This window comes from Nonomuraea salmonea (assembly GCF_042428605.1).
Taxonomy (GTDB): domain Bacteria; phylum Actinomycetota; class Actinomycetes; order Streptosporangiales; family Streptosporangiaceae; genus Nonomuraea; species Nonomuraea salmonea.
Map to the genome: position 1 here is coordinate 24,916 of NZ_JBHMCF010000024.1, position 23,334 is coordinate 48,249.

Here is a 23,334-nt window from a genome sequence, read left to right on the forward strand (position 1 = left end):
TCACCTTCAGGCGGGGGGTCTCTGTGTAGAAGAAGGCACACCATACGGAGACCGCGTGTCAACGAGTGGCGGAAAATTGTTTCATCTTCGTTTCCAACGGCGGTGTAAATTTTCAGTGCCCTTGGCACGGCCGTGAGCTGGTGTCATGTCCCCGCGGGCGCCATCACTTGGCGCGCCAGAATAGCGAGTCGCTCGGCGTCGGGGGTACCCGGCTCGGCGGTGTAGACGATGACGCGAAGATCGCTGCCGGCCACGCTGAGAATGTCGCAGTCGAGCGTCATCGGGCCCACCCGGGGGTGGTCGAACGTCTTGCGCCCGCCCAGCTGACGGTCGACCGTGCCGGAGTCCCACAGCGCGGCGAAGCGGGGGCTGCCCGCGCGCAGCTCGGCGATCAGCTCGCGCAGCGAGCGGTCGGCGGGGTAGCGGCCGGCCGTGGCACGCAGGTCGCCGACCAGCGCCGCCTCGAACGCGGCCCGCTCGTCAGGGGTCCGGCTGACCGGCGTCGTCGAGCCGGAGCCGAGGAAGATGCGCCACAGGGCGTTGCGCTCGCGCCCGTGCCAGTCGGCCGGGCCGCCGACGAGGGCCGCGTACAGGGGGTTGGCCAGCAGCAGCGTCCAGGTCGCGTCGTGGACGGCGACGGCGGCGCCGTCGAGCCGGTCGATCAGCCGCAGCACGCTGGGCGTGATCTGCGCGGGCACCGTTTCCGGGCCCGGCGGCGCGAGCCCGGCGGCCTCGAACAGGTAGGCGCGCTCCTCCTCCGACAGCCGCAGCGCCCGCGCCAGCGCCTCGACGATCTGCGGCGAGGGGTTGGTGGCGTGGCCCTGCTCCAGGCGGATGACGTAGTCGACGGAGATGCCGGCGAGGGTCGCGAGCTCCTCGCGGCGCAGCCCGGAGGTGCGGCGGTGACCGCTCGTGGGCAGCCCGGCGGCCTCGGGCGGCATGCGCTCGCGCCAGCGCCTGACCGCCTGCCCGAACTCCTTCGTGGTCATGCTCCCCAGTCTGCCCCCTCCCTGGTACCGCGAGTCCCAGGACGGCGAGGGTGCTGGCTGGTCAGCGGGCCGCGACGCAGGCTGGAACCATGACGACGACACTGATCACCGGAGCCAACAAGGGGCTCGGATACGAGACCGCCCGCCGCCTCGTCGCCGCGGGCCACACCGTCTACGTGGGCAGCAGGGACGCCGAGCGCGGCCGCCGGGCGGCGGAGCAGCTGGGGGCGCGGCACGTGCTCATCGACGTCACCGACGACGCGTCCGTGGCCGCCGCGGCCGCCGCGGTGGAGGCCGACGGCGGGCTCGACGTGCTGGTCAACAACGCCGGGATCGAGGAGCGGCGGCCGGACGGCACGGTCTACACGCCGGCCGAGGTGACGGCCGAGCAGATGCGCACGACGTTCGAGACGAACGTGTTCGGCGTGGTGCGCGTGCTGCACGCGTTCCTGCCGCTGCTGCGCCGCTCGGCCGCGCCCGTCGTGGTGAACGTGAGCAGCGGCCTGGGCTCGCTGGCCATCGGCACCACCGAGGGCACCCCGGTGTACGCCTACCCCGGCGTCGCGTACCCGGCTTCGAAGGCCGCGGTCAACCGGCTCACCGTGCAGTACGCCAAGGCGTTCCCCGAGATGCGGATCAACGCGGTCGAGCCCGGCTACACCAGGACCGACCTCAACTTCAACACCGGCACGCAGACCGTCGAGGAGGGCGCGGAGATCATCGTACGGATGGCGCAGGTGGCCCCCGACGGTCCCACCGGGGGCTTCTTCACCGCGCAGGGCCCGCTGCCCTGGTGAGTCAGCAGCAGCCGCCGCTGCCACAGCAGGACTCGCCGGCCATGGGCAGCAGCTCGACGGGAGCCGCCGCGCCCACCAGCTCGTAGCCGGCCTCCGTGACGGCGGCGCCGATCAGCGCGTCGTCGATGGGGGCCTGGCTGGTGACGGTCACCGCTCCGGAGGCGAGATCGACCTCGACTCCGCTCACCCCGGCGATGCCGCTCACCTCTTCTGTCACGGCGCTGACACAATGGCCGCAGGTCATGCCCTCGACCTGGTACGTGGCGACGGTCATGCGAACGCTCCTTCCTGGATCGGCTCCGATGCGCTCACCCTATACCCCCTAGGGGTAAAGACGCATACTTGCGCGCCGCCCGGTAAGGGGACGGGAAACACGCAGTCCAAGGGGGTTCTCATGCTGGACGGCAAGACCATCGCTTTCCTGGTGGCACCCGAGGGAGTCGAGCAGGTGGAGCTCACCGAGCCGTGGAAGGCGGTCAAACAGGCGGGCGGCACGCCCAGGCTGGTCTCCACCTCCCCCGGCCGGATCCAGGCGTTCAACCATCTGGACAAGGCCGACACCTTCGCCGTGGACGACACCGTGGACGAGGCAGACCCGGCTTCGTACGACGGCCTGGTGCTGCCGGGCGGTGTCGCCAACCCGGACTTCCTGCGCATGTCGCCGGACGCCGTGCGCTTCGCCAAGTCCTTCTTCGACGCCGGCAAGCCGGTGGCGGCCATCTGTCACGCGCCGTGGACGCTCGTCGAGGCGGACGTCGTCCGCGGGCGCACGCTCACCTCGTGGCCGAGCCTGCAGACCGACCTGCGCAACGCCGGGGCGACCTGGGTGGACAAGGAGGTCGTGGTGTGCACGGAAGGCGGCAACACGCTGGTGACCAGCCGTAAGCCGGACGACCTCAAGGCGTTCTGCCAGGCCGTGACCGACCTCTTCGGCGACAAGTAGGACCCGCCGGGGCGGCCTCGCGGAAAAGCCGGCCGCCCCGGCCCCGCCGGATCGAAACCCGGCCGTAACGCCTTGTCCCCTGGGGAGAAATGGTCTAGACGTAGACCAAAAGGAGCGTCCTCCGCGCCCCCCAGGGAGACCTCAATGAGCACAGAAGAGGATTCCAGGCGACTGGCCGAGCTCGGCTACAAGCAGGAGCTGGCCCGCACCTGGAGCGGTTTCTCCAACTTCGCGATCTCCTTCTCGATCATCTCCATCCTCGCCGGCTGCTTCACGACCTTCGGACAGGCCTGGAACAACGGCGGCCCCATCGCCATCTCCTGGGGCTGGCCGCTGATCTCCCTGTTCATCCTCATCATCGGTTTCTGCATGTCGGAGCTGGTGTCGGCGTACCCGACGGCGGGCGGCATCTACTGGTGGGCCGCCAAGCTGGGCAAACCGATCCACGGCTGGTTCACCGGCTGGCTCAACCTCATCGGGCTCATCGCGGTCACCGCCTCGGTGGACTACGGCTGCGCGACGTTCCTCAACATCACGCTCAACCGGCTGACCGGCGGCGCGTGGGAGGCCACGCTCCCCCAGGCGTTCCTGCTGTTCGTGATCGTCCTGGCGCTGCACGCACTGATCAACATCTTCAGCCACCGGCTGATCTCACTGCTGCAGAACATCTCCGTCTGGTGGCACGTCGCCGGCGCCGCGATCGTGGTCGCCATCCTCGTCTTCGCGCCCAGCGAGCACCAGTCGGCGAGCTTCGTCTTCTTCGGCACCAACAACACCTCGGGCTTCGGCGACGGCTCCGACGGCCTGCCCTTCTGGCTGTACGTGCTGCCGCTCGGCTTCCTGCTGACCCAGTACACGATCACCGGCTTCGACGCCTGCGCCCACGTGTCGGAGGAGACGCAGGGAGCGGCGAAGACCGCCGCCCGCGGCCTGTGGCAGTCGATCTTCTACTCGGCGATCGGCGGCTGGATCCTGCTGCTCGCGTTCCTGTTCGCGGCCACGAACGTGGACGAGATCAACGCCCAGTCCGGCTTCGTCGGCGCCATCTTCGAGACCGCGTTGTCGTCCCCGCTGGCCACCGCGATCTTCGCGATCTCCACCATCGGCCAGTTCTTCTGCGGGATGAGCTGCGTGACCTCGATGTCGCGCATGACGTACGCGTTCTCGCGCGACGGCGCCGTGCCCGGCTGGCGGCTCTGGTCGAAGGTGGACCGCAACCGCACCCCGGTCAACGCCATCGTGGCCGGCTGCGTGGCCGCCGCCCTCATCACGCTGCCCGCGCTCTACGCCCCTCCCGGGCTGACCACTCCGGTCGCGTTCTACGCCGTCGTCTCGATCGCGGTCATCGGCCTCTACCTGGCCTTCCTCATCCCGATCTGGCTGCGGCTGCGCATGGGCGACGCCTTCACGCCGGGGCCGTGGACGCTGGGCCGCAAGTACAAGGCGCTGTGCTGGATCGCCTGCGTCGAGATCGTGATCGTGTCGGTCTACTTCATCATGCCGTTCTCGCCGGCCGGCGTGCCCGGCAGCGCGGACTTCACCTGGACGTCGGTCAACTACGCGCCCGTCGCGGTGGGCATCGTGCTCGTCGGCATCGCGCTGTGGTGGGCGCTGTCGGCCCGCCACTGGTTCACCGGGCCGCGCCGAACGGTGGACGACGAGAACCTCGTCCCCTGACGCGAAACGCCCGGGGGCCTGCTGGCCCCCGGGCGTTCTCCAACGTGCTCTAGCCGGCCCAGCTCAGCCGGTCCGTCGGCCAGGCGGGCGTGCCGGCCTTGCGCTTGAGCAGGCTCTCCTCCTCAGGCGTGCCCACCGCGCAGCGCGTGCCGTGCGGGGGCACCTTCAGCGAGATCAGGTACTCGTCGAAGATGTCCGTCTGGCACTTGTCCTTGCCGTAGATGCGGTGCCCCCACCCCTCGTACGTGAGCAGCACCGCCTTCGGGCCGAGCTGGCGGGCCGCGTTGGCCGACCAGATCCACGGCGTGGCGGGGTCGTGCAGCGAGTTGCCGAGCAGCAGAGGAGCGTCACCCGTGTACCGCAGCTTGTGGGGCTTGTTCGTCGTCGGGTAGTTCATGCAGATCGGCAGGTCGTCCACCGGGTACGGGTGGTACCGCGTGTCGGGCGCCAGCTTGCCGGAGATCGCCATGAGGGCGGCGTATTCGGCGTAGTTGCGCACCCTGAGGTTGTAGTCCTGGCACAGGATCGTGGTCGGCAGCTCGGCCACGTCGCCCTCCACGGGCCCCCGGCCCGGCAGCGGCGGCACCCAGTCGGGCTCCGGCCCGCCGTTCAGCCAGTTGATGGTCTGGCTGAGCGTCCACCAGTCGGGCCCCTCGTTGCCCAGCGCGGCGTTGTAGATGAGCTGCAGCTCCGTCATCTTCGTGCCGGTGCTCGGGTAGACCAGCTCGCCCCGCTTGGCCTTCTCCCGCAGGCTCTTCCAGATCGCCCGCACGTCCTGGCCGTGCAGGACGCAGCTCGGCTCCTGGTCGCACCAGCCGACGAACTGGTCGAAGGCGTCCTCGACGGCCAGCGCCTCGGTCGTCATGAAGCCCACGACGTCGAGGCTGTGGTCCATGTTGCTGTCGAGGCCGAGCGCGCGGACGCGGTCGGGGAACAGCTCGGCGTACATCTGGCCGATCAGGGTGCCGTACGAGATGCCGTAGTAGGTGAGCTTCTCCTCACCGAGGGCGGCGCGCAGGGCGTCCATGTCGCGGGCCACGTCCACGGAGTCGACGTGGTCGTACAGGGGGCCGGTGCGCTCGCGGCAGTCCTGGTGCAGGCGCTTGGTGAAGGCGTCCCATGCCTCGAAGTCGGCCTGGCTCTTCATCACCGTGTGCGGCATCTGGTTGTAGACCGAGGCCGAGCAGATCACCGGGTGGCTGCGACCCACACCCCGAGGGTCGAAGCCGACGATGTCGAAGCGGCGCTGCAGATCCTCGGTGTAGGAGCCGGGCGCGCCGTACACGGCCTCGACCCCCGAGCCGCCCGGGCCGCCCGGGTTGATGACCAGCGAGCCGATCCTGGCGTCGGGGTCGGTGGCCTTGCGGCGGGCGACCGCGATGTCGACGGTCGGGCCGTCGGGCTTCGACCAGTCGATCGGCACGGTGAGCGTGCCGCACTCGGCCGACGGCTCCTCCTCGCACGGAGCCCAGGTGATGGTGCGTTGCGCCTGCGGTGCCGCCGCGTTGGCGGGCGCCGCTGGCGACAATGTCGCCACCGCCACTAAGGCGGCGGCGAGCAGCGTGAACCTCTTTCGCACGATGCTCCAATCTTCTGTCGATCCCCCCGTCGGGGCGTGCGACCGAAGATGGATCATCGCTTATCTGGAGTTATGTGCGGGGAGAAATGACGATTTTTCATCCCTGAGGATGACTCGTCCCGTCAGGACGCCTCGAACGCCTCCGCCACGACCTCGCGGACCTCGTCCATGTCCGCCCTGCCCAGCTCGCGCTTGAGCGAGGTCATGTCGACGTCGGGCATCCCGCACGCGACCGCCCAGTTCCACGGCGTCAGGTCGCCGTCGACGTTGAGCGCGAACCCGTGGCTGGTGACGCCCCTGCTCTGGCGCATGCCGATCGAGATGATCTTCCGCCTGGTCTCCACCGTCCACACGCCGGTCAGCAGCTCGGAGCCCGGCGGCGTGTCACGGCGCTCGGCCGGCAGCCCCAGCTTGCCCAGCGCCTCCACCAGCCGCAGCTCGACCTCGCGGACGTAGTCGACGATGCCCTCGCCCTCGTCCAGCTTGACGATGAGGTAGCCGACGAGCTGGCCAGGACCGTGATAGGTGAGCTGGCCGCCCCGGCCGGTCTCGACCACGGGGATGCCGCGCGAGGGGTCGGGCAGGTGGGTGAGCGGGGTGCGGCGCCCGATCGTGTAGACGGACGGGTGACTCAGCAGCCAGAGCGCGTCCGGCCGCTCGTCCCGTTGGCGCTGCCCGACGAGGTCGGTCATGCGCTCCATCGCCTGGTCGTAATCGACGAGCCCATCGTGGATGAGCGTCAGCGGCCTTGCCCTCATGTTTCGAGGATATGCCCGTCCCTTGACTGACCCCGCCGCAGGTCGTCAGCAGGCCGCGACCCACTCGTCCACCAGCGCGCAGAGCCGGTCCAGCGCGGCCTCCACCCGCTCGCGCTCGCCCGTCGTGAGGAAGTCGATCTGCAGCCCGGTGTACGCCGAGTTCGTCAGCGTCGAGATCCGCGTCGCCTCGGGCTCCGGCACCCCGCGCTCGCGCAGCAGCCCGGCCACGAACTCCGACCGGTCCGACAGCAGCCGCGGCACGTGCCCGGCCAGCTTGCCGGCCACCGCGAGCCCCTCGATCTCGTGGATGAGGCGGGCGATCGGCTGGTTGTCCTCGCGGGTCTGCCAGTCCCAGGTGCGGCGGATGATCGTGCCCACGCTGTCGGAGCCCGACCAGCCGGGCAGCCCGCGCAGCCAGTCGCGGTGGCGTTCGTCGAGCCGCTCCATGGTGGCCGACAGCAGCTCCTCCTTGTCGGCGAAGTGGTGGGTGAGCACGCGGGTGGACTTGCCGAGGTGCTGGGCCAGCGGGCGCATGGACAGCGTGGACAGGCCGTGCTCGGCCAGGTAGTCGATGATCTGGTCGAGCAGCTCGCCGCGGCGGTGCGGGTCGGCGGTCCTGGCCATGCGCGATTCCCCTTTGACGCCATTGAGGTGACGACTGTTACCCTATCGAGGAAACGACTGTTACCTTAATTCCAGGGGATACCCATGCCCATCGACGTGCGCCGGCGTGCCCGGCTGCCCACGTGGCTGCTCGCGCTGGTCTTCACCACCTTCACCTTCGCCACCGACGACTACGTGATCGCCGGCGTGCTGCCCGCGCTCTCCGCCGACCTGGGGGTGAGCGAGGCCGTGGGCGGCCAGCTCGTCACCGGCTTCTCACTGGCGTTCGCCCTGGCCGCACCCGTCGCGTCGGTGGTGACCGCCACCTGGGCGCGGCGCGGGCTGCTGACCTGGGCGCTGGCGCTGTTCGTCGTGGCCAACGCGGCGGCCGCGTTCGCCGGCTCGTACGCGCTGCTCCTCGGCCTGCGCGTGCTGGCCGCCGTCGCCGCGGCGGCGGTCGTCCCCGCCGCGTACGCGATCACCACCTCCCTCGCACCCGCCGAGCGGCAGGGCCGCTACCTCGCGCTGGTGATGGGCGGGCTGACCGCGTCGCTCACGTTCGGCGTGCCGCTCGGCACCTGGGTCGGCGGCGCCTTCGGCTGGCAGGCCACGTTCGGGTTGGGAGCTCTGCTGGGGCTCGTCGCGCTGATCGCGGTACGGGCCACGCTGCCCGAGACGCCGCCCGCGCCCGCCATGCCCATCGGGCGGCGGCTGGCCCCGCTGGCCCGCCCCCAGGTGCTGCTCGGCCTGCTCGGGATCGTCGCGATCGTGCTGGGCAGCATGATGGTGCTGAGCTATCTCGCCCCGTTCCTGCGCGACCTGGCCGGTGCCGGGCCCACTGAGCTGGGCTGGGTGTTCGTGCTGGCCGGGCTCGCCGGACTGGCCGGCGGGCAGCTGGGCGGCCGGGCCGCCGACCGCTGGGGCGCGAGCCGGGCGATGACCACCGGCGTCGCCGCCTTCGCGGCGGTGATGGCCGCCCTGACCTGCTGCCAGCTCCTCAGGCCCGTGCCGCTGCTCGCCCTGCTGCCGCTGCTGCTGCTCTGGGCGGGTGCGTCGTGGTGGATCCCGCCGCCCGCGCAGTCCCGCATGATCGCCCTCGCCGGTCCTGCGGCCCCGCAGGCGCTCGCGCTCAACAGCAGTGCCGTCTACGTGGGCGTGTCCTGCGGTGCCGCGCTCGGCGGGGTGGTGCTGGAGACGTACGGGAGCGGGTGGTTGCCGGCCGCCGCGGTCGGCGCCGAGCTGATCGCGCTCGCGCTCTTCCGTGCGGCGGACCGGGGCCGCTATGCCGCCCGGTAGCCCTTCGGCGCCTCCGGGACGAGGATCCACATGGCGACGTAGACCACCCAGAGCGGGCCGGGGATGAGCGACAGCAGCAGCCAGAGGATCCGGACGAGCGTGGGGGGCATGCCCGTCTTGTCGGCGATGCCGCCGCAGACGCCGGCCAGGATCCTGTGCTCTCGTGAGCGGTACATGTGCTGTTCCTCCGTCGTGGTTGTCGACCTACTTGAAGAACGGACGACACAGCGGCCCGACTCCCGTCAGGGACCCTGAGAAAACCCTGAGAGGGTCAGCCACTCCTGTGCCATGCCCAGATCGCGGCTGGTCAGTCCCCGCCTCGGATCGACGTGCACGAGCAGGAAATCGGTCAATCCCTGATGGACCCTGAGGTACTCCTCGTCCTCCGCGAACACCTGGTCGTCGAACCAGACGAACGGCCGCCGCCCCGCGTACGCCGCCACGTGCGGAGACTTGAACATCTCCCCGTGCTCGCTGGGCGGCACGTCGGGCGGCACGGCGATGACCGGCAGCGACGGCAGGCCGACGCGCGGCGCGATCCACTCGTTGGCGTGGTGCTCCCACGTGGTGGCCCAGACCAGCTCGGAGCCGGTGGCCAGGGCCAGCTCCAGCAGGCGGCGGCCGTGGCGCGGGTTGAGGTAGACGGTGTAGACCTCCGTGCCGATCGTGCACCGGTAGGGCCGGAAGTCGGGGCTGGGCCGGCCCATGGGGTTCAGCACGCCGTCCACGTCGAGCAGGAGCAGGGGTTTCACGTGACGGCCCCGGCCCTGTGCTGCTGGGGGCTGACCCCGCGGACCCGCTTGAACGCCGCGCTGAGCGCGAACGGGCTGGAGTAGCCGACCTTCCTCGCCACCGAGCCGATCGTGGCGTCGGGCTCGCGCAGCAGGTCGGCGGCCAGAGCCAGCCGCCAGTCGGTGAGGAACGCCATCGGCGGCTCGCCCACCAGGTCGGTGAAGCGCCGCGCCAGCGAGGCCCGCGACACCCCCACCTCCGCCGCCAGCGCGGCGACCGTCCACGGGTGCGCCGGGTTGTTGTGCAGCATGCGCATCGCCTTGCCGACGATCGGGTCGCTCATCGCGCGATACCAGCCCGGCGCCTCGTTCGCCGCGAAGTGGGCCCGCAGCACCGCGATGAGCAGCAGGTCGAGCAGCCGGTCGAGAACGGCCTCCTGGCCGGGCTCGTCCTTGACGATCTCGGCGCTCATCAGCCCGATGAGCGGCCCGCCTGGCTCCACGATCAGCCGGGGCAGCGCGTCGAGCAGCCGCCTGCTGACCTCGCCCTCCAGGTTGTAGGTGCCGGTGAGCAGCACGGTGCCGCCGCCGGGGTCGTTGCCCCACGTACGGACGCCGAGGTCCATCGCCTGGTAGACGGACTCGCCGTCGAGGGTGGTGCAGCGCTGGCCGGGGTGGATGACGACCTGCGGCCTGGTCGCCGGGTCGTCGGCCACCGTGTACGGCTCGGGCCCCCGGACGATCGCCACCCGCCCCGGCTCGACGCGTACGGGCTCGCCACCGTCGAACGTGATCCACGACTCGCCCCGCACCTGCGCCACCACCGACAGCGGAGCCTCGTCCTGGATGCGCAGGGACCACGGCGGATCGAGGATCGAGCGGAGGAGAAAGGCGCCGTGCGCTCTGGGCCCGTCGAGCAGCGCCGCGAGCTGATCCATGGGTGAGACGATGGCACATGGGATTGCCCTGCTCAACCGGCGGGGCACTCCGCCCTACGAAGGGGCGAACAACCGGCCAATTCTTCATGAACAGGACGCATCGACCTCGCTACGACGCGCGATCACAGCAGCTCAACGCCTTACGAGAGCAATCGCTTGACCTTCGATTCCGCTAGCCTCACCCTCACACTCGCTGCGTCCACGGAAGGTGTCGTCGTGATCGGCTGGCTAGAAGCGGTGGTTCTGGGGTTGGTCCAGGGGCTCACGGAGTTCCTGCCGATCTCCTCCAGCGCCCACATCCGGGTGGTGTCCGCTTTCGCCCAGTGGCCGGACCCGGGGGCGGCGTTCACGGCGGTCATCCAGCTCGGCACCGAGGCCGCCGTGCTCATCTACTTCCGTCAGGAGATCTGGGAGATCATCTCCACCTGGACGCGCTCGCTGTTCGTCAAGGAGCTGCGCGGCCACTGGGCGGCCCGCATGGGCTGGTACGTCATCGTCGGCACCCTGCCCATCGCCATACTCGGCCTGGCGCTGAAGGACCAGATCGAGACCTCGTTCCGTGACCTGCGCCTGGTCGGCACCACGCTCATCGTCTTCGCCGTCGTCCTGTGGTTCGCCGACCACACGGCGCGCAACAAGCTGACGCTGGAGAAGCACCTCAGCTTCACCCACGCGATCATCTACGGCTTCGCCCAGTCGCTCGCCCTGGTCCCCGGCGTGTCCCGCTCGGGCGGCACCGTGACGGCCGGCCTGCTGCTCGACTACCGCCGCGAGGACGCGGCGAAATACTCGTTCCTGCTGGCCATCCCGGCTGTGCTGGCCTCGGGGGTGCTGGAGCTGGCCGAGATCGGCGAGGGCCCGGCCCCCGACTGGGGCCCCACCATCCTGGCCACGGTCATCTCGTTCCTCGTCGGCTACGCGGCGGTGGCCTGGTTCCTGCGCTACATCAGCACCCACCGCTTCACCGGCTTCGTCATCTACCGCATCGCGCTCGGCTTCTTCGTCATCCTGGCCGTCACACTGGGCTGGATTCCCGCTCAGGGCTGAGCCGGTAATAGGCCGCCCACTCGTCGTCGCCCATGCGCAGCACCTTCAGGCCCAGGAAGCCGAGGGCGACGGCGGGGGCGGCCCACAGGGGCACGGTCAGCGGCCCGTACGACACCAGGAAGCCGCCGAGATACCCGGCCGCCACCAGCACCGGCACCCACCACCCCGCGAACCCGGCCCGCCACACCGCCACCGTCAGCAGCGGCAGCCCGACGAAGCCGAGGAACATCCACGGGAGCTGGAAGCCGAACGTCACGCCCGGCAGGTCCATCATCTCGTCGAGGATGCGCTGCGCCTCCTCGGGTGAGTGGTGACGCCCGAGCCACCACTCGACGGGGTCGACGATCAGCAGCCCCGACAGCTGCAGGTAGCCGATCACCGCCAGCGCCCCGCCGACGTGCCCGAGCCGGGTGGCCCGGCGCCTGGTCAGGTGCGTCAGGCCGATGACCGCGACCACCATGAGCATCCAGCTCCAGTGGTAGAGCACGGACTGCGCCTGGGCCAGCGCGGGGTTCGCGCCGAAGCTGACGGCTTCGCGCTCGTCGCCCCAGGTCCCTGGATCGACGGCGACGGCGACGGCCTGGAGCAGTGGCGCCACGATGAGCAGCACGCCCGCCGCGACGCGGCGGAAGGTCACCTGGTCTCTGAGCATGCCGCCGACCGTAGGCGGGCGGGTGGCCGCCGGTCGTCCGCCCGGCGGGTGACCGGGCGTCCGCCGTCAGGAGGAGGCGGGCGCGGGCTCGGCCGCCAGGATCCTCGCCGGCCGGTACGTCACGAGCGTGAAGATCAGCGCCACCAGGCCGAGCCCGGCCGACAGCACGACCACGCCCGTCCTCCCGTAGGTCTCCAGCGCCGCCCCGCCGGCCAGCCCCGCCACCACCAGCCCGAGGTACTGCGCCGACGACAGCAGCCCCAGCCCGATCGAGACGTTGCCCGGCACCGCCGTGACCGTCCTGAACTGCTGTGCGGGAGCGATCATCCAGCCGATCGCGCCCCACAGGAAGCCCCACACGAGGGCGGCGGGCAGCGCCAGGTTCGCCACCGGGATCAGGGCCACGAACACCACGGCCATGGCCAGGCCGCCGATGATCATGCTGCGGGGGCCGTACGCGTCGGTGAGCCGCCCGCCCAGCAGGTTGCCCACGATGCCGCCCAGCCCCCACGCCCACAGCAGCGCGGCCAGCGGCAGGTCGAACAGCGAGCCGATGTAGGTGTAGGCGGTGAACCCGGCGGCGAAGAGCAGCAGCTGCGTCACCATCACCGCGGGCACCCGCCGGTCGCGCAGCGGCTCGAACCGCTCGCGCAGCCGTCCCGACGCCGGCAGCCGCAGCTCCGGCACCAGCGTCGCCACCCCGGCGAGGCCGAGCACGCCGAGCCCGGCGACCAGCCAGAGCGTGGCCCGCCAGCTCACGGCCTCGCCCAGCCACGTGCCGAGCGGCACCCCGATGGCCGACGACACGCTCAGCCCGCCCATCACGAGTGCCAGTGCGCGCCCGCGCCGCTCGGGGGCGCTCAGCGCGTTGGCCACGGCCGAGGACGTCGGCGTGAACATCGCCGCACCCGCCGCCGCCACCACGCGGGTGATGAGCACCAGCGCGTACGTCGGGGCCAGCGCGGTCAGCACGTTGCCCGCCACGAACACGACCATGGCGAGCAGCAGCAGGGTCCTGCGGGACATGCGGGCGGTGAGGGCGGCGAGCACGGGGGAGAGCACGGCGTACGCGAGGGCGAACACCGTCATCAGCTGGCCCGCGGCCGGCCGGGACACTCCCAGGTCGGCGGAGATGGGTGCCAGCAGACCGGCGGTGACGAACGTACCGGTACCGATCGCGAAATTTCCGGCGGCCAGCGGATAGAGCCGCGAGCGCATGTGGGCCTCCCCGAAAAAGTTGGATGCCCATCAAACTGACGTATAGTTGGATTGTTGTCAAACCATGGGACGGAGGTAGGGTTTCCCCATGCGCCTGCTCCCGCAACCCGCCACGGAGAACATCCAGCTCACCGAGGTCCTGCGGGCGCTCAGCGACCCCGTGCGCCTGGAGATCGTCGCCCGCCTGGCCGCCGCCGGGCAGATGAACTGCACGGTCGCCGGCGACGCCCTCGGCGTGCACAAGTCGACCGCCTCACACCACTACCGCATCCTCCGCGAGGCCGGCGTGGTGCGAACGGAGCAGGACGGCCGCCTGAAATACATGAGCCTGCGCCACGAGGACCTGGAATCCCGCTTCCCCGGCCTCCTGCCGGCCATCCTCACCGCCACCACCCTCCACCGCGCCCCCACCACGTCCGAAAGCACGGTGAGCGCCACCGCAAGTGCGCGCGCCTCCGCCGGGTCCCGCTGACGAGCAGAGTCGCCGCCTGTGCCTGAGACCGACCTGCCCATCAGGGGCGTGCTGCCCGAGCTGCTCGCCGTGCTCGAACGCCACGGCAGCGCGGTGCTGACCGCGCCGCCCGGCACCGGCAAGACGACCGTGGTGCCGCCGGCGCTGGCCGAGGCGGGCCTGCGGGTGCTGGTGGCCGAGCCGCGCCGCCTGGCCGTACGCGCGGCGGCCCGCCGCATGGGCGTGAGCTACACGATCAGGGGCGAACGCCACAAAGGCGCCAACCCCATGGTCGAGGTCGTCACCACCGGCGTCCTGCTCCAGCGCCTCCAGCGGGACCAGGAGCTGACCGGCGTGGACGCGGTCATCCTCGACGAGTGCCACGAACGCCACCTCGACGCCGACACCGCGCTCGCGTTCCTCCTCGACGTACGCGACACGCTCCGGCCCGACCTGCGCCTGCTGGCCACGTCCGCGACCGCCGACGCCGAACCGTGGGCGCGGCTGATCGGCGGCCCGGTGGTGGCCGCCACCGGCGCCACCCACCCCGTGGAGACGATCTGGGCCCCGCCGCCGCGCCCGGTCGCCCCGCCCCACGGCCTGCGCGTCGACCCCGCGCTGCTCACCCACGTGGCCTCGGTCGTCCGCAGAGCCCTCGCGGAACGGGACGGCGACGTGCTGTGTTTCCTGCCCGGCGTCGCCGAGATCGCCAGGGTGGCCGGGCAACTGGCGGGCGACGTGGACCAGGTCCTCCAAGTACACGGCCAGGCCCCGGCCCACGTCCAGGACGCCGTCCTGACCCCCGGAGCGGGCCGCCGCGTGGTGCTGGCCACGTCGGTGGCAGAGTCGAGCCTGACCGTCCCCGGCGTACGCGTGGTGGTGGACTCCGGGCTGGCGCGCGAGCCGCGTACCGACCATTCCCGCGGCCTGGGCTCCCTCACCACGGTCAGAGCCTCGAAGGCGGCGGCCACCCAGCGAGCGGGCCGGGCGGGCCGCGAGGCCCCCGGCACGGTCTACCGCTGCTGGACGGAGGCCGACCACGCCCGCCTGGCCGACCACCCCCGCCCGGAGATCGCCCTGGCCGACCTGACGGCCTTCACCCTGCAGGCCGCCTGCTGGGGCGCCCCCGACGCCAAGGCCCTCGCCCTCCTGGACCCGCCCCCGCCCGCGGCCCTCACCGCCGCCACCGAGACCCTCACCATGCTCGGCGCCCTCGAACCCGGCAAAGCGGGCCTGCGAGTGACCGAGCGGGGGCGGCGGATGGCCCTGGCCGGCGTCCACCCACGCCTGGCCCGCGCCCTCCTCGACCTCGGCCAGGAAGCCGCCGAGGTGGTCGCCCTGCTCTCGGAACAACTCCCCCGCGACGCGTCGGACGACCTGGTGCACGTCTGGCGCACCACCCGCCGCGCCAACACCCCCTTCGCCACCCGCTGGAAGCAGGAAACCCGCCGCCTCCACCGCTCCTCCACCCCTTCCGCGAGGAGGTCCGAGGATGAGGTGGCGGGGTTGGCGGTGGCGTTGGCGTTTCCTGAGCGGGTGGCGCGGCGGCGGGGTGGGGGGTACCTCATGGTGTCGGGGACCCAGGCCCAGCTGCCCGAGGGTTCGCGGCTGGGGAGCGCCGAGTGGCTGGCGATCGCGGTCGCCGACCGTCCGGCAGGGGCGGCGTCGGCCCGCATCAGGCAGGCCGTGGCGATCGACGAGGCCACCGCCCGCATGGCCGTGGGAACGACGGTCGAGGACGAGGTCGCCTGGAAGGTCCCGCCGGGCGAGCGCCGCGGCGACGTGTCGGCCCGCCGCGTGGAGCGGATGGGTGCGATCGAGCTGACCGCCACCCCGCTCAAGGACGCCGACGTACGGGAGGCCATCCTGTACGGCCTGCGCACCGAAGACGTCCTCACCTGGACGAAGGCCGCCAAAGACCTCAGAGACCGCCTGACCTTCTGCCATCGGGCCCTGGGCGCCCCCTGGCCACCGACCGGCGACATGAAGGATCTCATCGACCTGGCCGACCAGTGGCTGGAGCCCGAGCTGTCCCGCGCCCGCCGCCGCGCCGACCTGGAACGCATCGACGTGGCGAGCGCACTCAAACGCCTCATCCCGTGGAGCGAACGCCTGGACCGGACTGCTCCCGAACGCATCGAGGTCCCCACCGGCTCCAAGATCCGCATTGACTACTCGGGCGAGCAGCCGGTGCTGGCGGTGAAGCTGCAGGAGCTGTTCGGCTGGCAGGAGACCCCGCGGATCGCCGGGGTGCCGGTCCTCGTGCACCTGCTCTCCCCCGCGGGCCGCCCGCTGGCGGTGACGGCGGACCTGGCGTCGTTCTGGCGTGAGGGCTACCGGCACGTACGGGCGGAAATGCGCGGTCGTTACCCTAAGCACCCATGGCCGGAAGACCCCCTCACCGCTCAGCCGACGCGCCGCACGAAGTGATCGCGGCGGCCCGCGACAACGCCGCCTGGTGTGACCTGATGTGCCGCGCGCACGGCAGGCCCGGCATGTTCGCCGGCGTGGCGTGGACGAACCCCGTCCGCACCCCGCCCTTCTACCCCGACGCGGTCACGCTCTCCCCGCTCGCCACGGCCACCGACGTGCTGCCCCACATCGACGCCGGCTCCGGCGCCTCGGTCAAGGACAGCTTCGCCACGCTCGACCTGCCGGGCTTCGAGGTCCTGTTCGAGGCGCACTGGATCCACCGCCCGGCCCCCGGCCCGGCGGAGACGACCTGGCAGGTGGTGGAGGACGCCGCCACACTCGCCGCCTGGGCGAGCGCCTGCGACCTCACCGACCTGTTCACCCCGGCCCTCCTCGAAGAGCCGGGGGCCACGATCGTGTACGCCCGCACCGGCGACGCCGTCACCGAGGGCGCGGTCCTCACCTCGACCGGCCCGGTGGTGGGCGTCTCGAACGTGTTCGGCCCGAGCTCGGCCTGGGAGGGCGTGACGGCCATGGCCGCCCACCTGTTCCCCGGCCGCCCGCTGGCCGGCTACGAGATCGACCCCTCAGACGCCCTCACCCACGGCTTCACCACCACCGGCCCCCTCCGGGTCTGGCACAAACCGTGAAGCTCAGGGGATGAGGTCCTCCAAGGTCGGCTCTTCGAGGGCGGGGTGGCGTTCGGTGGCCACGCCGACGTCCTTGAAGCCGCTGGAGGTCGCGATGCACACCACGGGGCCGTCGAAGTCGCGGCGCAGGCGGCGGTAGCCGGCGAGGCCGGCGGCTCCGGAGAGCTCCTGCCACAGGCCGGCACGGGCCAGATCCCGCTGGGCGAGGCGGAGGTCCTCGTCGGTGACCAGGACCGGGTCGCCGCCGCTGTCGCGGACGGCCGCCACGCCCCGGTGCCCGCCGACGGAGCAGGCCACCCCGTACGCGTCCGTCGGCCCCAGCCCGACGACGGCCGCGGGGGCGCCGGTGGCCAGGGCCTTGGCGTGCGGCCCGCCGGCGGCCGTCTCGCAGGAGAACATCCGCGGCGTCCGGTCGGCGACCCCCAGCAGCCGCAGCTCGGCGAACCCCTTCCACACGCCGTACAGCAGCTCGGCGTAGCCGGTGGGCGTGAAGACGGCGGCAGGGACGGTGCCGAGCTGCAGGAACAGCTCGTACGCGATCGTCTTGTAGCCCTCGGGCCCGAACGGATGCCCGGTGTGCGTAGCGGTCTGGTTGCTGACGGGGTGGTAGCCCAGCTCGTCCACGACCTGCCGGAGCAGCGGCCAGCGCGCCTCGACCGGCACGGAGACGACCTTGGCGCCGTACGACCGCACGAACGCCTGCACGGCGGGCGGCGAGTCGGCGGAGGCCAGCACGATCGCGGGCAGCCCGGCCCTGGCCGCGTAGGCGGCGGCGGAGGCGCCGTGGTTGCCGGAGGAGGCGACGACCACGCCCGGCGCCCCGGACGCCACGGCGGCGCTGACGGCGACCCGGTTGAGCCGGTCTTTGTGCGACCAGGTCGGGTTGCGCGACTCGTCCTTGATGTGCACGTCACCGAACGTGATCAGCGGCGTGCCGCCCTCGCCCAGCGTGGGCGCGTCGAGCGGCGGCAGCAGCGGCGACCAGCGCGCGATGTCGGGGCCAGGCGGCCCGGTGAACAGGTCTCTGTCGACCTTCGCGTAGTCGTAGACCACCTCCAGCGGGTAGGCCAGCTCGGCGGTGCTGGTCTTGGGGCAGCCGCGCGTCAGCGGCGGGAACAGCGGGAACTCGGCCGAGAGGTCGCCCAGGGAGCGCTGGCGGAGGGCAAGCGAAGGTCCGTTCACGTGCAAGGACCCTACCGATCCTCGCAACGATCAGTGAAAAGCTGCACACTCTAACCATGGTGTGGGCAGGAAAGTCCGCCATCGAGATCGCGGCGGCCGTCAGGAGCGGTGACGTCAAGGCCACGACCGTGGTGGAGGAGCACCTCCACGTCATCGCGCGGCGCGATCCTGGCATCGGGGCGTTCCGGCTGGTCAGGGAGCAGGCCGTGGACGAGGCCCGGGCCCTGCAGAAGCGGCGCGACCTGGCCGACCTGCCGCTGGCGGGGGTGCCGGTGGCGGTCAAGGACAACCTGGAGGTCGCGGGCGAGGCCACCAGGGGCGGCTCGGCGGCGACGTCCGAGGCCCCCGCGCCGCACGATCACGAGACGGTGGCGCGGCTGCGGGCGGCGGGCGCGCTGATCGTCGGGCTGACGAACCTGCCGGAGCTGGGGCTGGTGGCGTTCGGCGACAGCGCGTACGGCATCGTCCGCAACCCCTGGAACCCCGAACGCACGGCCGGCGGCTCCTCCTCGGGCAGCGCGGCGGCGGTGGCGGCCGGCATGGTGCCGATCGCGCTCGGCAACGACGGCATGGGCTCGTTACGCATCCCCGCGGCCTGCTGCGGCGTGCTGGCGATCAAGCCCGGTCTCGGCCTGGTGCCGCCGCCGGCGAACGACTGGGACCACCTGACCGAGAACGGCCCGATCGCGCGGACCGCCGCCGACCTGGCGCTCGCGCTGTCCGTACTGGCCGCCGATCCGGCGCTGGCCGAGGCGTGGCGTGCCGGGCGTCGCGTGGAGCCGCCGCCGCGCATGCTGCGCTCGGTCTGGGCGGACGACGACGAGGTGTGGGAGCCGCAGCCGCCGCCCGACAGCCCTGAGCCGTTCGATCTGCGGGTGGCGTACGCGCCGCAGCCGCTGCCGCCGGGGCTGCGGGTGGACGCGGAGTTCAAGGCGGCGGTACGCGGCGCCGCCGAGACGCTGCGGGTTTCCGGGCACACGGTGGTGGAGCACGAACGGTCGCTGCCCGCCTGGCTGGGGCCGAGCACGATCGCGACCTGGCTGGTCAGGGCCGCCGAGGCGGTCGAAGGGCTGGACCGGCAGCGGCTCGAACGGCGTACCAAGGGGCTGGCCAGGACGGGCCGGGTGCTCGCGGCGCTCAAGCTGGACGGCGTGCGCGGCCGGGAGCGCTGGAGCGGCTACGGCGCCGACCAGTGGTTCGGCCGGGCCGACGCGCTCGTCACACCGGCGCTGGCCGGCATCCCGCCCAAGGCGGGACGGTGGGGCGAGCGCGGTTTCCTGCGCAACGCCCTCACCAACGTCGCCTACGCGCCCGCCACCGGGCCGTGGAACATGTGCGGCTGGCCCGCCGTCGCCGTGCCGCTGGCCACCCATTCGAGCGGCCTGCCGATCGCCGTGCAGATCGTCGCCCCACCGGGCGGCGAGCCCCACCTCCTGGGACTGGCCGCCCAGCTCCAGGCCGCACACCCAACGCTCAGCCCACCGGGCTTCGCCCGCTAGGAGCGCACAGGCAGCGGACGGCCCGCGCGGCCCTCAACGGCCGGACGGGCGGCCCGCCGCGTGAGCGTCAGATGCCGACGGGGTGCCAGACGGTCTTGGTCTCCAGGAAGCGGGTCATGCGCCCGATCCCGGGGTCGGCCGTCCAGTCCTCCTGGACCGGCCGCGAGACCCGCTTGAGGTTCTCGGCGGCCGCCTGCTCGCAGCTCAGCGCCAGCTCGGCGTCGGAGACGCCGGTCAGGTCGAGCCCGTTGACGTCCATGTGGGCGGACAGCCAGGGGACGAGCTCGGCGCGCTGCCCGGTGAGGATGTTCACCACGCCGCCGGGCAGGTCGGACGTGGCGAGCACCTCGGCCAGGGTGATCGCCGCCAGCGGGGACGGCTCGGACGCCACCACGACGCAGGTGTTGCCGGTCACGATCACCGGCGCGACCACCGACACCAGGCCGAGCAGCGGGTCGTCGGGCGCCACCACGGCGACGACGCCGGTCGGCTCGGGGGTGGACAGGTTGAAGTAGGGGCCGGCGACGGGGTTGGCGCCGCCGTGCACGGAGGCGATCTTGTCGGACCAGCCCGCGTACCAGACGAGCCGGTCGATCGTCGCGTCGACCTGCTCCAGCGCCGCCCGCTTGGTGCCGCCCAGCTCGTCGGCGAACTGCGCGCGCCGCCCTTCGAGCATCTCGGCGACGCGGTAGAGGATCTGCCCCCTGTTGTACGCCGTCGCCCCCGACCAGCCGGGGAACGCCTTGCGGGCGGCCACCACGGCGTCGCGGGCGTCCTTGCGCGAGGCCCGCGAGGCGTTGGCGAGGAAGTCGCCCTTGGCCGAGGTCACCGGGTAGGACCTCCCACTCTCGGAGCGCGGGAAGGCCCCGCCGATGTACAGCTTGTAGGTCTTTCTGACGGACAACCTACTCATCGCCCCGACCCCTCCACGTGGACTCCTGCGACATCTGGACCGGCACGAAGACCTGGCCGCACCGGCTGACGCCGCAGCGGTGGGCGTACCAGCCGGTGCGTACGGGCCGCCCGGCCCTGGCGTAGGCGTGCCCCCTGGTGGCCTGGGCGCGCAGCTTCCTGCGGCGGGGCCTGCGGTACTCACACGTCAAGGTAGGCCTCCAGCCCGTGGCGTCCGCCCTCGCGGCCGTAGCCCGACTCCTTGTAGCCGCCGAAGGGCGAGGTGGGGTCGAACTTGTTGAAGGTGTTGGCCCACACCACGCCGGCGCGCAGCCGGTCGGCCATCCACAGGATGCGCGAGCCCTTCTCGGTCCAGACGCCGGCCGACAGCCCGTACGGGGTGTTGTTGGCCTTCTCGACGGCCTCGGCCGGGGTGCGGAAGGTCAGCACGGACAGCACGGGCCCGAAGATCTCCTCCCTGGCGATGCTGTGGGACTGCGCGACCCCGGTGAACAGCGTCGGCGGGAACCAGTAGCCGCGCTCGGGCAGCTCGCAGGCGGGCGACCAGCGCTCGGCGCCCTCCGTCTCGCCCAGGTCGCTGAGCTGCCGGATCTTGGCGAGCTGGTCGGCGGAGTTGATGGCGCCGATGTCGGTGTTCTTGTCGAGCGGGTCGCCGAGCCGCAGCGTGCCGAGCCGGCGCTTGAGCGCGGCCAGCAGCTCCTCCTGGACGGACTCCTGCACCAGCAGCCGCGACCCGGCACAGCAGACGTGGCCCTGGTTGAAGAAGATGCCGTTGACGATGCCCTCGACGGCCTGGTCGATGGCGGCGTCGTCGAACACGATGTTGGCGGCCTTGCCGCCCAGCTCCAGCGTCAGCTTCTTGCCGGTGTCCGCGACCGTGCGGGCGATGATCCGGCCGACCTCGGTGGAGCCGGTGAAGGCGACCTTGTCGACGTCGGGGTGCGCGACCACGGCGGCGCCGGTCTCGCCCGCGCCGGTGACGATGTTCACCACGCCGGGCGGCAGGTCGGCCTGGCGGCAGATGTCGGCGAACGCGAGCGCGGTCAGCGGCGTGGTCTCGGCCGGCTTGAGCACGACCGTGTTGCCGCAGGCCAGCGCGGGGGCGATCTTCCAGGCCAGCATGAGCAGCGGGAAGTTCCAGGGGATGACCTGGCCGGCCACGCCGAGCGGCTTGGGCGTGCCGAACCCGGCGTACTCCAGCTTGTCGGCCCAGCCCGCGTAGTAGAAGAAGTGGGCCGCGACCAGCGGCAGGTCCACGTCGCGCGACTCGCGGACGGGCTTGCCGTTGTCGAGCGTCTCCAGCACGGCCAGCTCTCTGGCCCGCTCCTGGATGATCCGCGCGATGCGGAAGAGGTATTTGGCCCGCTCGGCGCCCGGCAGGGCGCTCCACACGCCGAACGCCTTGCGCGCCGCCTGCACGGCGCGGTCGACGTCGTCGGACGAGGCGGTGGCGACCTCGGCCAGCGTCTCCTCGGTGGCGGGGTTGACGGTCTTGAACGAGGGCCCTGAGCCGTCGACGAACTCGCCGTTGATGAACAGCCCGTAGGAGGACTTCAGATCGACGACGTCGCGCGACTCGGGTGCCGGTGCATATTCGAACATCGTCTAGTCCTGGGTGAAGTAGTCGGGGCCCGCGTAGCGGCCGGTGGCGAGCTTCTCGCGCTGCATGAGCAGGTCGTTGAGGAGCGAGGAGGCGCCCAGCCTGAACCAGTCGGGGGTCAGCCAGTCGTCGCCGGCGGTCTCGTTGACCAGCACGAGGTTCTTGATGGCGTCCTTCGACGTGCGGATGCCGCCCGCGGGCTTCACGCCCACCTGGCGGCCGGTGGCCTCGCGGAAGTCGCGTACGGCCTCCAGCATGATGAGCGTCACCGGCGGCGTGGCGGCCGGCGACACCTTGCCGGTGGAGGTCTTGATGAAGTCGGCGCCCGCCAGCATCGCCAGCCAGGACGCCCGCCGCACGTTGTCGTAGGTGGACAGCTCGCCGGTCTCGAGGATCACCTTGAGGTGGGCGGCGCCGCAGGCCTCCTTCACGGCGACGATCTGCTCGTAGACCTTCATGTACTGGCCGGACAGGAACGCGCCGCGGTCGATCACCATGTCGATCTCGTCGGCGCCGGCGGCCACGGCGAGCCTGGTGTCGCTCACCTTGACCTCCAGCGAGGTGCGCCCGCTGGGGAACGCGGTGGCGACGGAGGCGACCTTGACGCCGCTGCCCTTGAGCGCCTCGGCCGCGACGGCGACGAGGTCGGGGTAGACGCAGACGGCCGCGACGGAGGGGGCGTCGCCGCCGGGGCGCACGGCCTTGGCGCACAGCGCGCGCACCTTGCCGGCCGTGTCGGCCCCTTCGAGTGTGGTCAGGTCGACCATGGAGATGGCGAGGTCGATGGCCTGCGCCTTGGCCGTGGTCTTGATCGATCGGGTGCCGAGCATCGCCGCCCGCTGGTCGGCGCCGACCCGGTCGACGCCGGGCAGGCCGTGCAGGAATGCTCGCAGCGCCGCGTCGGACGAGGCGACGCCGGCAAGCGAGGTAGTCACAGTTGACACCTAGACAGCATCGCCGACCAGGGCCGCCTCCTCCAAACCGGATCACCTTAGGGCACGCCGGGCCTGGTCCTAGGGATGCGGGGAGGTCTGAGGCGGCCGGGCTAGGTATGCCGGAGGCGGCGCGACGGGAGAGATAGGGCATCCACCTGATGTGCGGGGCCGGGCCTTAGCCCGAATCTTGAAGATGTCAGCAAGAAGCACGACATTTCAGGAGATTCTCGATGCATCCCGAGATCGAGTTCGAGTACATGAAGAGCCAGGCCCGCGAGCTGCGTGCGGCCGCCGCCGAGCACCGCCTCGCCCGCGACGCCGAGCGGCACAACAAGTCCGAGCGCCGCTCGCTCTTCGGCCGCCGCCGTCACGCATGACCGCCGCACGAGAGCCCGGCCACCCACTGCCACGTGGCCGGGCCTCCCAGCCCCCTTGAGACCGTGTCCAACAGCCGGACAAAAGCGT

25 protein-coding genes are annotated in these 23,334 nt (G+C 71.8%); 10 read left to right on the forward strand and 15 right to left on the reverse strand.

The features are described 5' to 3' along the window. Positions 1–143 precede the first annotated feature (143 nt). Positions 144–989, reverse strand: a complete 846-nt coding sequence (locus tag ACFFR3_RS22375; protein ID WP_345394947.1) for a helix-turn-helix transcriptional regulator — start codon at positions 987–989, stop codon at positions 144–146. A gap of 89 nt (positions 990–1,078) precedes the next feature. On the opposite strand from ACFFR3_RS22375, the gene ACFFR3_RS22380 reads away from it, so the two are divergent. Next, a complete protein-coding gene (locus ACFFR3_RS22380) occupies positions 1,079–1,786 on the forward strand; it encodes an SDR family NAD(P)-dependent oxidoreductase (protein WP_379483785.1) in 708 nt (235 codons plus the stop codon). A gap of 1 nt (position 1,787) precedes the next feature. On the opposite strand, the gene ACFFR3_RS22385 is transcribed toward ACFFR3_RS22380, so the two are convergent. Beyond that, positions 1,788–2,060 (reverse strand): heavy-metal-associated domain-containing protein, encoded by a 273-nt coding sequence (locus tag ACFFR3_RS22385; RefSeq protein ID WP_379483786.1) that lies wholly within the window; start codon positions 2,058–2,060, stop codon positions 1,788–1,790. A 120-nt stretch (positions 2,061–2,180) separates the two neighbouring features. On the opposite strand from ACFFR3_RS22385, the gene ACFFR3_RS22390 reads away from it, so the two are divergent. Then, positions 2,181–2,729 (forward strand): type 1 glutamine amidotransferase domain-containing protein, encoded by a 549-nt coding sequence (locus ACFFR3_RS22390; protein ID WP_345394942.1) that lies wholly within the window; start codon positions 2,181–2,183, stop codon positions 2,727–2,729. Between the two features lie 144 nt (positions 2,730–2,873). Then, a complete protein-coding gene (locus tag ACFFR3_RS22395) occupies positions 2,874–4,406 on the forward strand; it encodes an amino acid permease (RefSeq protein WP_345394939.1) in 1,533 nt (510 codons plus the stop codon). A 49-nt stretch (positions 4,407–4,455) separates the two neighbouring features. Here the strand turns inward: ACFFR3_RS22395 and ACFFR3_RS22400 are convergent, their stop codons facing one another. The 3 genes from ACFFR3_RS22400 to ACFFR3_RS22410 form a co-directional block, all read right to left on the reverse strand. Beyond that, positions 4,456–5,985, reverse strand: a complete 1,530-nt coding sequence (locus ACFFR3_RS22400; RefSeq protein WP_379483787.1) for an alpha/beta fold hydrolase — start codon at positions 5,983–5,985, stop codon at positions 4,456–4,458. 122 nt (positions 5,986–6,107) lie between these two features. Continuing rightward, complete coding sequence (lipB, locus tag ACFFR3_RS22405) at positions 6,108–6,743, reverse strand: lipoyl(octanoyl) transferase LipB (RefSeq protein ID WP_345394932.1); 636 nt, start codon at positions 6,741–6,743, stop codon at positions 6,108–6,110. A 45-nt stretch (positions 6,744–6,788) separates the two neighbouring features. After that, complete coding sequence (locus ACFFR3_RS22410) at positions 6,789–7,367, reverse strand: TetR/AcrR family transcriptional regulator (protein ID WP_345394930.1); 579 nt, start codon at positions 7,365–7,367, stop codon at positions 6,789–6,791. Positions 7,368–7,451: 84 nt separating this feature from the next. On the opposite strand from ACFFR3_RS22410, the gene ACFFR3_RS22415 reads away from it, so the two are divergent. Next, positions 7,452–8,642 (forward strand): MFS transporter, encoded by a 1,191-nt coding sequence (locus tag ACFFR3_RS22415; RefSeq protein ID WP_364375401.1) that lies wholly within the window; start codon positions 7,452–7,454, stop codon positions 8,640–8,642. On the opposite strand, the gene ACFFR3_RS22420 is transcribed toward ACFFR3_RS22415, so the two are convergent. From ACFFR3_RS22420 to ACFFR3_RS22430, 3 genes are all read right to left on the reverse strand, one after another. Further along, positions 8,627–8,818: a PspC domain-containing protein gene (locus tag ACFFR3_RS22420; RefSeq protein WP_345394922.1), complete on the reverse strand. Its 192-nt coding sequence runs from the start codon at positions 8,816–8,818 to the stop codon at positions 8,627–8,629. The genes ACFFR3_RS22415 and ACFFR3_RS22420 overlap by 16 nt on opposite strands. Before the next feature lie 66 nt (positions 8,819–8,884). Next, positions 8,885–9,394 carry an HAD domain-containing protein gene (locus ACFFR3_RS22425; RefSeq protein WP_364375404.1) on the reverse strand — a complete coding sequence of 170 codons (510 nt, stop codon included), beginning with the start codon at positions 9,392–9,394 and terminating at the stop codon, positions 8,885–8,887. Next, a complete protein-coding gene (locus ACFFR3_RS22430; RefSeq protein WP_345394917.1) occupies positions 9,391–10,311 on the reverse strand; it encodes an AraC family transcriptional regulator in 921 nt (306 codons plus the stop codon). Before ACFFR3_RS22430 ends, ACFFR3_RS22425 begins: the two co-directional genes overlap by 4 nt. Before the next feature lie 216 nt (positions 10,312–10,527). On the opposite strand from ACFFR3_RS22430, the gene ACFFR3_RS22435 reads away from it, so the two are divergent. Continuing rightward, the gene (locus ACFFR3_RS22435; RefSeq protein WP_364375410.1) at positions 10,528–11,358 is read left to right on the forward strand and encodes an undecaprenyl-diphosphate phosphatase; all 831 of its coding nucleotides are present in this window, start codon (positions 10,528–10,530) and stop codon (positions 11,356–11,358) included. On the opposite strand, the gene ACFFR3_RS22440 is transcribed toward ACFFR3_RS22435, so the two are convergent. Both ACFFR3_RS22440 and ACFFR3_RS22445 read right to left on the reverse strand, forming a co-directional pair. Next, entirely contained in the window at positions 11,327–12,010 is a 684-nt protein-coding gene (locus ACFFR3_RS22440) for a hypothetical protein (RefSeq protein WP_345394914.1), read from the reverse strand. The two genes, ACFFR3_RS22435 and ACFFR3_RS22440, sit on opposite strands and share 32 nt — an antisense overlap. A gap of 66 nt (positions 12,011–12,076) precedes the next feature. Then, complete coding sequence (locus ACFFR3_RS22445) at positions 12,077–13,228, reverse strand: MFS transporter (protein WP_364375413.1); 1,152 nt, start codon at positions 13,226–13,228, stop codon at positions 12,077–12,079. An 88-nt stretch (positions 13,229–13,316) separates the two neighbouring features. On the opposite strand from ACFFR3_RS22445, the gene ACFFR3_RS22450 reads away from it, so the two are divergent. Genes ACFFR3_RS22450 through ACFFR3_RS22460 form a run of 3 tightly spaced genes read left to right on the forward strand, consistent with a single transcriptional unit; the run spans position 13,317 to position 16,741 of the window. Further along, positions 13,317–13,700 (forward strand): ArsR/SmtB family transcription factor, encoded by a 384-nt coding sequence (locus tag ACFFR3_RS22450; RefSeq protein WP_364375416.1) that lies wholly within the window; start codon positions 13,317–13,319, stop codon positions 13,698–13,700. An 18-nt stretch (positions 13,701–13,718) separates the two neighbouring features. Then, complete coding sequence (hrpB, locus tag ACFFR3_RS22455; protein WP_379483788.1) at positions 13,719–16,109, forward strand: ATP-dependent helicase HrpB; 2,391 nt, start codon at positions 13,719–13,721, stop codon at positions 16,107–16,109. Beyond that, positions 16,061–16,741: a hypothetical protein gene (locus ACFFR3_RS22460; RefSeq protein ID WP_364375422.1), complete on the forward strand. Its 681-nt coding sequence runs from the start codon at positions 16,061–16,063 to the stop codon at positions 16,739–16,741. Before hrpB ends, ACFFR3_RS22460 begins: the two co-directional genes overlap by 49 nt. A gap of 3 nt (positions 16,742–16,744) precedes the next feature. Here the strand turns inward: ACFFR3_RS22460 and ACFFR3_RS22465 are convergent, their stop codons facing one another. After that, entirely contained in the window at positions 16,745–17,923 is a 1,179-nt protein-coding gene (locus tag ACFFR3_RS22465) for a threonine synthase (RefSeq protein WP_364375425.1), read from the reverse strand. Between the two features lie 56 nt (positions 17,924–17,979). Here ACFFR3_RS22465 and ACFFR3_RS22470 point away from each other — a divergent pair, with 56 nt between their 5' ends. Further along, a complete protein-coding gene (locus ACFFR3_RS22470; protein WP_379483789.1) occupies positions 17,980–19,422 on the forward strand; it encodes an amidase in 1,443 nt (480 codons plus the stop codon). Between the two features lie 67 nt (positions 19,423–19,489). On the opposite strand, the gene ACFFR3_RS22475 is transcribed toward ACFFR3_RS22470, so the two are convergent. Genes ACFFR3_RS22475 through deoC form a run of 4 tightly spaced genes read right to left on the reverse strand, consistent with a single transcriptional unit; the run spans position 19,490 to position 22,869 of the window. Next, complete coding sequence (locus ACFFR3_RS22475; RefSeq protein WP_379483790.1) at positions 19,490–20,335, reverse strand: aldehyde dehydrogenase family protein; 846 nt, start codon at positions 20,333–20,335, stop codon at positions 19,490–19,492. Further along, a complete protein-coding gene (locus ACFFR3_RS22480; RefSeq protein ID WP_355416814.1) occupies positions 20,328–20,525 on the reverse strand; it encodes a hypothetical protein in 198 nt (65 codons plus the stop codon). The genes ACFFR3_RS22475 and ACFFR3_RS22480 overlap by 8 nt, the downstream gene beginning before the upstream one ends. After that, positions 20,515–21,936 carry an aldehyde dehydrogenase family protein gene (locus ACFFR3_RS22485; protein ID WP_345394887.1) on the reverse strand — a complete coding sequence of 474 codons (1,422 nt, stop codon included), beginning with the start codon at positions 21,934–21,936 and terminating at the stop codon, positions 20,515–20,517. The genes ACFFR3_RS22480 and ACFFR3_RS22485 overlap by 11 nt, the downstream gene beginning before the upstream one ends. Positions 21,937–21,939: 3 nt before the next feature. Continuing rightward, positions 21,940–22,869, reverse strand: coding sequence for a deoxyribose-phosphate aldolase (gene deoC / locus ACFFR3_RS22490; RefSeq protein WP_364375436.1), 930 nt, complete (start codon positions 22,867–22,869; stop codon positions 21,940–21,942). A 230-nt stretch (positions 22,870–23,099) separates the two neighbouring features. On the opposite strand from deoC, the gene ACFFR3_RS22495 reads away from it, so the two are divergent. Next, positions 23,100–23,246 carry a hypothetical protein gene (locus ACFFR3_RS22495; RefSeq protein ID WP_345394884.1) on the forward strand — a complete coding sequence of 49 codons (147 nt, stop codon included), beginning with the start codon at positions 23,100–23,102 and terminating at the stop codon, positions 23,244–23,246. Positions 23,247–23,334: the final 88 nt, after the last annotated feature.